Origin of the sequence: Campylobacter sp. 2018MI13 (assembly GCF_018501135.1) — a bacterium.
GTDB lineage: Bacteria > Campylobacterota > Campylobacteria > Campylobacterales > Campylobacteraceae > Campylobacter_E.
This window is the reverse complement of record NZ_JAHCZC010000059.1, coordinates 1-11,913: the sequence shown is the minus strand read 5'-3', so window position 1 is coordinate 11,913 and position 11,913 is coordinate 1. Positions and strand designations below refer to the sequence as shown.

Here is an 11,913-nt window from a genome sequence, read left to right as displayed (position 1 = left end):
ATTAAACTCACTATCTAAATAAAACCCATCAATACTATAACCTATATTTTTAGCATAATAAAGTGTTAAGTCAAAAGTAGGTAATGGTGATATTAAATGAACATTGGAATTTGAATATTTATAAAATGTTAAAAGGCTCATATAAATAACATTACTTGAGCCATTACCTAGAACAAAATTATCACTTTTTAAATTATAAAAATTAGCTAATCCATCTAATAATTTATAATTTTTATCAAAAGAATACTTATTAAACTCAATACTATTAATTATCTCTTTAATATCTAAAGTATTACAAGTATTTTCGTTTTTGCTTAAATCAATCATATATTTTTAAATAGATTTTCAAGATTTGCTTTTGCTTCTTCTGAGCTTATATGATTTTCTGCTTCAGTACCAACTTCAATTAATTCAATATTAAGTCCTGTTAGCATATTACATAACCTAATATTAATTCCTTGCTTACCTATAGCTTTACTTTTTTGGTCGTGATTTATTACAACCTTAGCTATGTCGTTATCAATCGTAACTGAATTAATAATTGCAGGTGCTAAAGCACGAGAAACTACAATAGCTTGTTCGTTAGAATACTCTATACAATCTATATTTTCGCCATTTAATTCTTTACTAATAGCATTAATTCTAACACCTTTTGTTCCAACGCTAGCACCTACAGCGTCAATATTGATTGAGTTAGCTTTTAATAAAACTTTAGCTCTTTCGCCAGGAATTCTAGCGCAATTAATAATTTCTATAGCACCATCTTTAATCTCTGGAACTTCAAGCATTAAAAGTGCATTTAAAAATTTAGGAGAAGTTCTTGAAATTTCAACCTTTAAGCCTAATTTTTTATCAACACTAACTTTTCTAATAACTGCTTTTAATACATCACCAACTTTAAATTTTTCGCCTTTTATACGATTTTTTCTAGGTAATACTGCTCTAATTTCATCAAATTCTATGAAAGTATTTTCATCATTATCAACAAATACTACCGTTCCAAAAATTAATCTATCAACCATACTTTGGTATTTTTCAAATAATTTTTCTTCTACAAGTCTTTGCACATTATATTCTAATTCTTTATAAAGCCAATTTATTGCAGTTCTATCAAGATTTGCAAAAGATATTTCATATTTTAAAGTATCTCCGATTTCTACTTCACTTGATTCTAATTTTGCTTTATCAAGGCTAATATATTTACTCTCATTATTAGCTAACTCATCATTATTTGCAACAACTACTAGATTTTGATATACACAAAGAGTTTTTTTAACATCTACACTAAATTCTTTATCATCACCAAAAAGTCTTTTAGCAGTATTTGTAATAGCTTTTACTACACGCTCACTTACTTCTTCTATTGGCAATGATTTCTCATTCGCAATTGATTCTATTATATCTACTATTCTTTCCAAGATTTTACCTTTAATTGAAGTTTGAAGACTATTATTATATAAAAAATAACTTTTAATAAGTTTAATGAAAGAACTTTTTGTTATTATTTTATTTTTTTAATTTAAAAAAGGATATGAGATGAAATTTAAATTAGCAAAACAAACTTTAAATTCAAAACCAAAAGAAGTTACTATTGAAGAAGTTATAAAAATACTTGAAGAAAAAAAGGTTATATTTTTAGACCATTCAAATTCTAGTGAAGATATTACAAAATTAGTTGAAAAATTAAATAATTTTAAGGTATATGTAAATACGGTTAAATATGGTTTAGTAGAAGATGAATTTATTTATGAGGTACATATACTTTGAGTAAAAAATTATATATAGAAACTTTAGGCTGTGCAATGAATGTTCGCGATAGTGAGCGTATGATTGCAGAGCTTACCACTAAAGAAGGTTATGAAGTAACTACAGATAAAAAAGAAGCTGATTTAATATTAATAAATACTTGTAGTGTGCGTGAAAAACCAGTCCATAAGCTTTTTAGTGAAGTAGGTGGTTTTTTAAAAGAGAAAAAAGAAGGAGCAAAAATAGGCGTTTGTGGTTGCACGGCTTCTCATTTAGGTAGCGAGATTTTTAAGCGTGCTCCACAAGTTGATTTTGTGTTAGGTGCAAGAAATATTAGCCGTATAACAGAAGCAATTAAAACTCCAAAATTTATAAGTAATGATATAAATTACGATGAAAGCGATTTTGCTTTTGCTGATTTTAGAAATAGTATTTATAAAAGCTATGTAAATATTATGATAGGTTGTGATAAGCATTGTGCTTATTGTATCGTCCCACACACTCGTGGTGATGAGCTAAGCATTCCAAAAAATATTATTTTAAATGAAGTAAAAAAAGCCGTTAGTAACGGAGCTAGTGAAGTATTTTTGCTAGGACAAAATGTAAATAATTATGGTAAAAGATTTTCAAGTAACCATTCTAAAATGGATTTTTCAGACCTTTTAAATGAGATTAGCGAGGTTGATGGGCTTGAAAGGATTAGATTTACTAGCCCACACCCACTTCATATGGATGATAAGTTTTTAGAAACTTTTGCAAAAAATCCTAAAATTTGTAAAAGTATGCATATGCCTTTACAAAGTGGTAGCACAAGTATTTTAAAAGCTATGAAGCGTGGTTATACTAGAGAATGGTTTATAAATAGGGCTTTAAAATTAAGAGAATTAGTTCCAAGTGCTAGTATATCAACAGATATTATCGTGGCATTTCCTGGTGAGAGTGATGAAGATTTTGAATTAACACTTGATGTAATGAGAAAAATTAGATTTGAGCAAATTTTTTCATTTAAGTATTCTAAAAGACCACTAACACCTGCAGCAACAATGCCAAATCAAATTCCTGAAAATATAGCAAGTGCAAGGCTAACTAAATTACAAAGTTTATACAATGAAATTTTAGATGAGATTAGTGCAGCACAATTAAATAAAACTTATAAAGTATATTTTGAAGAATTAAGAGAAAATCAAACTATAGCAGGAAGAAGTGATAATAATTTCTTAATAGTTGTAAATGGTAGCGAAGAATTGCTTGGAAAAATGGTTGATGTAAATATTACAAAGACTTCTAGGACAACCCTTTATGGCGAAATACAAAGTTAAAATTTTAGCTTTTATAATATTTATACTTTTAAATATTATTTATTTAACTTGTAAAAAAAGATTTTATGGAGAAAAAACTTTACCTAAAGAGCCTTGCATAGTACTTTTTTGGCATGGAAAACTTACTATGATGGCTTTTATTTTTGCTTATATGAAGAAAAATGGTTATAAAAAAAAGCCTTATGTATTAATAAGTAATCACAAAGATGGAGAATTAATTGCTAGTGTTATGAAATACTTTAATATAAATGCTGTTAGGGGTAGCACTTATGATTCTCCAGTTAAAGCATTGCTTGAAATTAAAAGTCTTTTAGGGCAAGGTCATGATGTATATATTACTCCTGATGGACCTAGAGGACCTTATCATAGTATTTCAGCAGGTTCTTATAAAATAGCTTTAAAATATAAAATTCCTACGATTATTTTTGATAATGCTGCAAGTAGATTTTATAGGGCTAAAAGCTGGGATAAGATGATTTTAGCTAAGCCATTTTCTACAATTGCTTATATTATTTCAAAACCGATATTATTAGATGAAGAAAATTCTGTTAATTTAATAAATAAGGAATTTAATAAACTAGAGCTTAAATTAAATGAAGAAGGTTTTTATGTTTAATATAAGAAAATACCTATCAACTATTTTTATTAATTTAGTAATTAAGGATAAAAGTTGTAGTATAGAAGCTTATTCTGTTAAAAATGAAAAAATTATTAAAATTCATCAAAGAACTTTTATTGAAGAAGATAAAAATAAATTACTAAAATATATAAAAACCTTAATTGATAATCATTATTTTACTTATGTTTCACTTTTATTTACTAGTATCGGTCAAGGAATGGTGCCGACAATCAATAAAACAGATTTACAAAAATTTGGTGTTGATAGCAGTGCTGTTAGTTTAAAAATCTTTGATAACTCGTTTTTGTATGCGGCAAAAACTGAATTAATTAATGCTGATATTGTTTTTGATGAATTGCAAGTGGATTTAATTTATTCTCCTTTTAGCATATTGTTTAAACTAATTCAAGATAAAAAATCAGATGGTTTTGTATTTGATGGCATAAGTTTATTTGTGTTAAAATACGGAGAATTCATTACTTTAATGATTTACGATGGTAAGAAATTTAAATTTGGTAGTTATTTTGAGCTTAAAATCAATAAAGATAATGAAGAAGACCATCAATCTTTAGAATTAGAAGAAGAAATTGAATTAGATAGCAATAACGATACATTAGAAGAACTTGATTTTGATGAATTTGATAATGTAAAGGTTGATGATAATTTTGATTTAGGAGCTGATTTAAATTCTGATTTGAATGAAAATTTACAATCATTTAGCTTGGATATGCAAATATTTGAATATATAAATAGTGCGATTAAAGAATTTTATAATAACAATATTTATGATAGTGATTTTATTAATAATATTATTATATTTGAACACGAAAAAAGCTCTAAAGCTATGCATTCTTATATTGAAAGTGAATTATTAATAAAGCCTATTGTATATACAATTGATATATTTAAGGAAATGTTAAAATTAAGCAGTAATGATTTAGGAGCAAAAATTGATATATAGTCTTAAAAATGCTGAACAAAAACCTATATTAAATAAATTTAATAAATTATGCTTTTATTTTTTAATCTTCATTATTTTTGTAATTATATTTTTTGCTGTATTTATAAAAATAAAACAAGAATTAGCATATAGCGACGCACAACAAGCCAAAGAAAATAGTGATAAAATGATAGAATTAATAGGAAAAAATAGGAATGAAATTATTTTAAATAAAGAATATATAGCTTTAGTAAGTGATATACAAGCTTCTAATATAAATTTAAAAAAGAGTATAAAAAATTTATTTGACTTAGTTCCTGATAGTATAGTTTTAAATGAAGTTCTAATGGAGCAAAAAAGCTTATTGATTAAAGGAATTACTCCAACAAAAGAAATTTATAATAATTTATTGCAAACACCGCTTCAAAGTATTTTTGAAACATCAAAAACTAATTTTATACAATTAAATTCTGGTTGGTATAACTTTGTAAGCATTAACACTATTGAAAATTCTGAGGGTTTTAATGAATAAAGATAATAGTATGAGTAAAATTGATATAGTAAAGTTGCTATTATGGTTGAGTATATTTTTGATTACTATTTTTACCCTTAGTGCTTTGCTTATAATCCCAAGTGTAAATAAATTAAAAGTTGCAAATGAAGTTTTAAGCTCTTCAAATTCAAAATTTCAGCAAAATAAAGCAAAAAATGAAAGTATTGAAAGACAATTAAATGATTATTTATCAGAAAATAAAACCAATTTAGCAAAAATTCATAATGAATTTGATATTGAAAAATTTAAAAATCATTGCAAGACTTTTTTTGATGAAGTGAATTTAGATAAGAATTTAGATTTTAGCGAAGATTATGTAAGCTATCAGTTATCAGTAAGCACAAAAATAACAAGTCCAACTATTTTTTATGATTTCATAGATTCTTTAGATAATTTTCCAAATATTTTACGAGTTCATTTCCCAATAGTTTTAAAATCTGATAAGAATTTGATAAAAGCACAATTTAACATTCAAGTATATAAAAGATAAGCCTACAAAAGTAGGCTAAGAATTATTTATGCAATTCATTTGCATAGAATTTAACAGAATTAAAGCCTTCTTTTAAAGCCCATTCGTAAGCGCTTGATACAAATTCCCAATTAATATGCTTATAAAAACCTTCAAGATAAGCTGCTCTTGCATTTCTGTGGTCAATATAATAAGCGTGTTCCCAAACATCAACAACTAATAAAGGAATTAATTTATCAGTAATTGGAGTTGCTGCATTGCTTGTTTTTACTAATTCAAGTTTTTTACTTGTAGTATTATACACAAGCCAAAACCATCCACTACCAAATAAGCCTGTAGCACCTTTTATAAATTCATCTTTAAAGTTTGAACAGGTTCCAAAAGCTTCATTAATTGCTTTTTCTAATTCAGCACTCATTTTGCTTTCTTTTGGACTAATGCAGTCAAAATAAAAATCGTGATTATAAACTTGTGCAGCATTATTAAAAACACCATCTTTAGAAGTTAAGATAATATCAACTAAATCTTTTTTTTCAAATTCTGTTCCAGCAATCAAATTGTTAAGATTATTAACATAAGTTTGATGATGTTTACCATAGTGATAATTGAAAGTTTCTTCAGTTAAAAAGCCTGAAAACGCATTTGTCGCATAATTTAATGTTCTTAATTTAAACATCTTTTCTCCTTAATTTTAAAATTTGTATTAAAAATATATCAAAAAAAAGATAATATTTATCTTATTTAAAATCCTTTTTTATTTGTAAAAAATATATTTATTAAAGAAAATTAAAATTATTATCAAATTAAGAAAAAATTAATAAATAATTCATATAATAATCAATATCAAATTAATTTAAAAAAAGGATATGTTATGAAGTTAAGTAAAATTACATTAGCTAGTATTTTTGTTGCAAGTTCTGCATTTGCTCATCAATTTTTTCCAATGAAAACAGATGATGGTTATAAGGTTGGATTTTGGGCTGATGATCACTGGGGTCAATTTCAAAGCGATAGAATATTTGGTGTAAGTGCAAAAGATTCTAAGGGTAAAAAGCTTAAAGCTGGATATGATTATTTAAATAATAAAATCTTTATAGAAGGTAATCCATCAGTAGCTAGTGTAAATTATGATTTTGGTTATTATACTTTTACAAAAGATGGCAAACATTATTCTCAAGCTAGAAATGAAATTACCGACATTACAGGTGCAAATGAAGTAACCCAAACTAGAAAAATATTTAAAATGGGTAAAAGTATATTCGCTTGGGACGAAGCATCAAGTAAGCCTTTAGGATTAAAGTTTGAAATAATTCCATTAGAAAATCCACTAGACAAAAAAGTAGGTGATAAATTAAAAGTTCAAGTATTGTTAGATGGAAAACCTATTAGTGGGGTTGAATTTGAAGACCAAAATGATGATATAGATGATATTACAACCGATGACAAAGGTATTGCAACTTTAACTCTTAGCAAACCTCAAGATGGCTTGCAAATTATTGCAGCTGGTATAAAATTGCCTTATAATCTTGATAGATACGGAGATACTTTACAGCTTACTGCTACTTTAAGTTTTAAATCTAAATAATATTTTTAATCCCTAATTATTAGGGATTAAAAGAAATATTTTAAAATACCTTTATTAAATTTAAAGGTTTTTAGAATGAAGACAAAAGTGTTTTTTGCTATATTAATAGCTGCTTTTGGCATTTGGTATTATTATTACAACGAAGGTAGTTATACAAAAACAGATGGTTTTGAATTAACTTATATAGATAATAGTATTATTAAAAATTATAATTCAAATATATTGTTAAATTTTTGTAATACTAGTAATTCATCTTGCAATCAATTTCAGCCAATTTTAAAATCAGTTTATAATGAACTAGGTAATTTGAATGTAAAAATTTTAAATATTGATATTTTTGACAATCCTGAATTATTGAATAAATTCCCAATTTCTTTAATACCGATACAATTTTTTTATACAAAAGATGGAGTAAATTTCAAACCAAAATCAGAAATTGGAAAGAAATTTAAAGAAGTTAATTTCAATGATGAAACTTTTTATTATCACTTAGGTATTTTAACGCAAGAAGAGATAATGTTGATTTTTGAAGAAATGCAAAACTATTAAAGTTGGTCTAGTTTTATTAGTGCATCTTCAACAATTTCTCCAATAGGTGGAGTAATATCAATATTTATTACCAAGTCTTCATTGTGTGGAAATTCCAATGTTGAAAATTGAGAATCAATCATATTTTCTTTCATATAATGACCGCTTCTTTTACTCATTCTTTGCATTATTAATTCTTTTGAGCCGTGTAAATGAATAAAGATAATTTTACCAGATTGTCTTATTTTATCTCTATATTGTTTTTTTAATGCAGAACAAGCTATGACACAAGAGCGATTTCTTCTTGAAATTGAGTAAAATACATCAGCAATTCTTTCAAGCCAAGGTTCTCTATCTAAATCATTTAATGGAACCCCACTTTGCATTTTTTCTATATTTGCTCTTGGGTGTAAATCATCTCCATCTATAAAGCTAGCTCCTAAACTATTTGCAATCATAGCTCCAACCGTACTTTTGCCACAGCCACACACTCCCATTACAACAATATTATAATGTTTCATTAATTATCCTTTTTTATAAAAATCTTGCTATTTTTAACCTATTTTTCTTAATATTACATAAATTCAAATAAAAGGAGAAATAATGCAAGAGCTTAGTGCTTCTTACTTATTATGTGTTGCCGCAGTTGCGGTTGTTTTATTATTATTTATGATTATGAAATTAAAAATTCACGCTTTCATATCATTAATAATAATAAGTTTTTTAACTTCTTTAGCAGCCAATACGCCGCTTGATAAAATTTTAGGAGTAATGCTTGGTGGTTTTGGTTCAACTTTAGCAAGTGTTGCTTTATTAGTTGGTATTGGTGCTATGATAGGTAAAATTTTAGAAGTTTCTGGTGGAGCTCAAGTTTTAGCTGATACTTTAATTGAGTTTTTTGGGGTGCAAAGAGCTCCATTTGCACTAGGTTTAGCTTCATTGATTTTTGCTTTCCCTATATTTTTTGATGCAGGGTTAATTGTAATGTTGCCTGTTATATTAAGCGTAGCTCATAAATTAAAAGGTTCTGTTTTAACTTATGCACTTCCTTCAGTTGGTGCGTTTTCTGTAATGCATGTTTTCTTACCACCACACCCAGGTCCAGTTGCAGCAGCAGCTACAATAGACGCTAATGTTGGTTGGGTTTTAATATTAGGACTTATTATTGGTCTTCCTACTTGGTATTTTAGCTCTTATTTATTTGGGCTTTATTCTGGTAAAAAAATGTATTTTAAAGCACCAGATTTATTTGAAGATGAAAAAATAGAAATTAAACATAAACCTAAATTCTTAACCGTAATATTTATATTATTAACCCCTGTAGTATTGATTTTTATAAGTGCAATTATCTCATCTATGCAAAAATTAGAAATAATCGCAAAAAATGATATATGTTTTAATGTTTTAAATCTAATAGGTCAAACTCCAATCGCTCTTATGATTACTTTAATAATTTGTATTATTGTTTTTAATAAAAGTTTAGGTGCTAAAAATCTTGAAAAATATTGTGAAAAAGCACTTCCTGCAATTTGTTCTGTAGTGCTTGTAACTGGTGCAGGTGGTATGTTTGGCGGTGTTTTAAGAGCTAGTGGAATAGGTGATGCGTTGGCTGGAACTTTAGCTAATTTAGGCATTCCTGTTATTTTAGCTGGTTTTATAATAGCAGCAATTATTAGAATTGCTCAAGGTTCAGCTACTGTTGCACTTACTACAACAGCTGGTTTAATGGCACCAATTATTGCAGCAAATACATCAATTGCAGAATTTGATAAAGTTGCTATCGTTTTAGCAATAGCTTGTGGTAGTGTTGTTTGCTCTCATTTTAACGATTCTGGATTTTGGCTTGTAAAAGGCTTATTTGGTTTAGATGAAAAAACAACTCTTAAAACTTGGACTATGCTAGAAACTTTAATAGGTGTTATAGGTTTTGTATTTATACTTATAATTTTAGCTTTATTTAATCTTGTATTTTAGTGTTTTTACTTTGGAATTTAAAATTATATTTTAAATTCCATTTTTAATTAATTCTTCTTAAATAATATAGTTTTCATTGTATTTACATATTATTCCTTTTTGCTATTGGGGGGGGGTATTTAATATCTATATAATAATTAAGAATATATTATTCCATTTACTTAATTCTTAAATTATTTTATTATAATTTTATCTAACTTATAAAATTAAGTTTTATTTAAATTTTTAAGGAGAATTTATGGAAAAGTTATCTCGTAGAAGCTTTTTAAAAGGTGCAGCAGGAGTAGCAGCTAGTGCGTCAAGTTTAGGTGCTGTTGATTTTATTGGTGAAAACGCTATTCCTAAAATAGATGAAAGCTTAATTAGTGCTTCACATTTTGGAGCTTATCATCCAATTATTAGAAGTAGCAAAGTTGAAGGATTTAAAGCTTTTAATGGGGATTTTAAACCAACAACTCTTATGAATGGTGTAGTAAATAGAGTATATTCACAAGATAGAATTAAAAACCCAAGCGTTAGAAAAAGTGTTTTAGAAAAAGGATTTGAAAAAGCTCCTAAAAACTTAAGGGGTAAAGAAGAATTTGTTGAGATTACTTGGGAAAAAGCTTATGAATTAGTAGCCAATGAGCTTAAAAGAGTTTATGAAAAATATGGCTCTAATGCTGTTTATGGCGGTAGTTATGGTTGGTTTTGCGTTGGAAGCGTTAATAACCCACAAAGCTTACTTGGAAGAATGTTAAATATAGCAGGTGGTTGTACTACTAGAACTCTTACATACTCAACTCATTGTATTCGTGCAATTACTCCTTATATTAGTGGTGTTGATGAATCAAGTGCTAAGCAAACTTCTTGGGACAATGTATTAGAGCATTCAAAAGTGGTTGTTTTATGGTCAAATGATATGATTAATACAAATCAAATTGCTTGGGGTGTGCCATTACATGAAACTTACCCTTATTTAGAAAAATTACAAGCATTAGTTAAAGATGGAAAAATAAAAGTAATTAATATTGACCCAGTATATAATGATACAGCAAGATTTTTAGGTGCTAAGCAAGTATTTATTAATCCTACAACTGATGTTGCCTTAGTAGAAGCAATGTGTTATCATCTAATTAAAAACAATCTTCACGATGAAAAATTCCTTAAAAAATACACGGTAGGATTTGCTAAATTAAAAGAAAGATTATTTGATGAGAATAATCCAAAAACTCCTGAATTAGCAGAAAAAATCACAGGTATAAAAGCAGAAAAAATAAAAGAATTAGCAGAACTTATGGCTAAAAATAGAACTATGATTATGGCAGGTTGGGGTTTTCAAAGAGCTCATCACGGAGAGCAAGCTCACTGGGCTATGATAACTCTTGCATCTGTTTTAGGACAAATTGGACTTGATGGTGGTGGATATGGGTTTAGCTACCATTATTCAGATGGTGGAGTTCCAACTCCGGGTGCAGTTACGGGCAATGCTAATAGTGGTAATATTGAAGATAAAGCAAATAATTTTAGTGGTTTTCCTGGACTTGCAGGAATTAGCACAAAAACTACTATAAAAGGGGAGTGGGATAATAGAACTAACGAAGTAATTCCTGTTTCAAGAATAGTAGATATGCTTGAAAATCCTGGTAAAGAATATGAATTTGATGGCAAAGTTAAGACCTTCCCTTTAATTAAGTCAATTTATTGGGCTGGTGGTAATCCAATGCACCATCATCAAGATAGAAATAGACAATTAAAAGCATTTGCTAAGGTTGATAGTTTTATAGTTCAAGATTGTTTTTGGACTGCTAGTGCAAGACATGCTGATTTAGTTCTACCAGCTACTACTGAAATAGAAAGAAATGATATAACTAAAGCACATACAAACAAATATATCTTCGCTATGAAAGAATGTATAAAGCCTATGTATAACTCAAGAAATGATTATGATATTTTTTGTGGAATTATTAAGCATTTTGGTGAAGAAAAATACCAAGCTTTTACAGAGGGTAAAACTGCAAATGAATGGATTAAATACTTTTATGAACAATCAAGAGAAAAAGCAGCAGCAAGTGGCCTATCAATGCCAACCTTTGATGAGTTCTGGGCTAAAGGCTATGTAGAATTTAAAGCTCCTGAAGAAGCTAAGAATTTCGTAAAAATGAAAGATTTTAGAGATGACCCAATTACTAATAGATTAG

Annotated in this window: 14 protein-coding genes; 10 read left to right on the top strand and 4 right to left on the bottom strand. The window is 27.5% G+C overall.

All coding sequences use genetic code 11. The features are described from left to right. Window positions 1-327, bottom strand: a 327-nt coding sequence (locus tag KJQ99_RS06885) for a hypothetical protein (protein ID WP_214150356.1), incomplete at its 3' end; no start/stop codon positions are given. Next, window positions 324-1,418: a transcription termination factor NusA gene (nusA, locus tag KJQ99_RS06880; RefSeq protein ID WP_214118554.1), complete on the bottom strand. Its 1,095-nt coding sequence runs from the start codon at window positions 1,416-1,418 to the stop codon at window positions 324-326. The genes nusA and KJQ99_RS06885, both read right to left, overlap by 4 nt. A gap of 118 nt (window positions 1,419-1,536) precedes the next feature. On the opposite strand from nusA, the gene KJQ99_RS06875 reads away from it, so the two are divergent. Genes KJQ99_RS06875 through KJQ99_RS06850 form a run of 6 tightly spaced genes read left to right on the top strand, consistent with a single transcriptional unit; the run spans window position 1,537 to window position 5,667 of the window. Beyond that, a complete protein-coding gene (locus KJQ99_RS06875) occupies window positions 1,537-1,767 on the top strand; it encodes an HP0268 family nuclease (protein WP_214118556.1) in 231 nt (76 codons plus the stop codon). Continuing rightward, window positions 1,764-3,065, top strand: coding sequence for a tRNA (N6-isopentenyl adenosine(37)-C2)-methylthiotransferase MiaB (gene miaB / locus KJQ99_RS06870; protein WP_214150355.1), 1,302 nt, complete (start codon window positions 1,764-1,766; stop codon window positions 3,063-3,065). The genes KJQ99_RS06875 and miaB overlap by 4 nt, the downstream gene beginning before the upstream one ends. Continuing rightward, complete coding sequence (locus KJQ99_RS06865) at window positions 3,046-3,681, top strand: lysophospholipid acyltransferase family protein (protein ID WP_214118560.1); 636 nt, start codon at window positions 3,046-3,048, stop codon at window positions 3,679-3,681. Before miaB ends, KJQ99_RS06865 begins: the two co-directional genes overlap by 20 nt. Further along, window positions 3,674-4,645: a DUF8341 domain-containing protein gene (locus tag KJQ99_RS06860; RefSeq protein ID WP_214150354.1), complete on the top strand. Its 972-nt coding sequence runs from the start codon at window positions 3,674-3,676 to the stop codon at window positions 4,643-4,645. Before KJQ99_RS06865 ends, KJQ99_RS06860 begins: the two co-directional genes overlap by 8 nt. Next, complete coding sequence (locus tag KJQ99_RS06855; RefSeq protein WP_214118563.1) at window positions 4,635-5,156, top strand: hypothetical protein; 522 nt, start codon at window positions 4,635-4,637, stop codon at window positions 5,154-5,156. The genes KJQ99_RS06860 and KJQ99_RS06855 overlap by 11 nt, the downstream gene beginning before the upstream one ends. Continuing rightward, entirely contained in the window at window positions 5,149-5,667 is a 519-nt protein-coding gene (locus KJQ99_RS06850) for a hypothetical protein (protein WP_214118565.1), read from the top strand. The genes KJQ99_RS06855 and KJQ99_RS06850 overlap by 8 nt, the downstream gene beginning before the upstream one ends. 22 nt (window positions 5,668-5,689) lie before the next feature. Here the strand turns inward: KJQ99_RS06850 and KJQ99_RS06845 are convergent, their stop codons facing one another. Further along, window positions 5,690-6,322 (bottom strand): superoxide dismutase, encoded by a 633-nt coding sequence (locus KJQ99_RS06845; RefSeq protein ID WP_214150353.1) that lies wholly within the window; start codon window positions 6,320-6,322, stop codon window positions 5,690-5,692. Between the two features lie 195 nt (window positions 6,323-6,517). Here KJQ99_RS06845 and KJQ99_RS06840 point away from each other — a divergent pair, with 195 nt between their 5' ends. After that, entirely contained in the window at window positions 6,518-7,231 is a 714-nt protein-coding gene (locus KJQ99_RS06840; RefSeq protein ID WP_214118569.1) for a DUF4198 domain-containing protein, read from the top strand. Window positions 7,232-7,306: 75 nt separating this feature from the next. Further along, window positions 7,307-7,780 (top strand): thioredoxin family protein, encoded by a 474-nt coding sequence (locus KJQ99_RS06835; protein ID WP_214118571.1) that lies wholly within the window; start codon window positions 7,307-7,309, stop codon window positions 7,778-7,780. Here the strand turns inward: KJQ99_RS06835 and KJQ99_RS06830 are convergent. After that, a complete protein-coding gene (locus tag KJQ99_RS06830; RefSeq protein WP_214118573.1) occupies window positions 7,777-8,280 on the bottom strand; it encodes a gluconokinase in 504 nt (167 codons plus the stop codon). The genes KJQ99_RS06835 and KJQ99_RS06830 overlap by 4 nt on opposite strands. Before the next feature lie 82 nt (window positions 8,281-8,362). On the opposite strand from KJQ99_RS06830, the gene KJQ99_RS06825 reads away from it, so the two are divergent. Both KJQ99_RS06825 and KJQ99_RS06820 read left to right on the top strand, forming a co-directional pair. Continuing rightward, window positions 8,363-9,733, top strand: a complete 1,371-nt coding sequence (locus tag KJQ99_RS06825) for a GntP family permease (RefSeq protein WP_214150352.1) — start codon at window positions 8,363-8,365, stop codon at window positions 9,731-9,733. Between the two features lie 238 nt (window positions 9,734-9,971). After that, the coding region (locus KJQ99_RS06820; RefSeq protein ID WP_214150351.1) for a molybdopterin-dependent oxidoreductase at window positions 9,972-11,913 on the top strand (1,942 nt) is incomplete at its 3' end.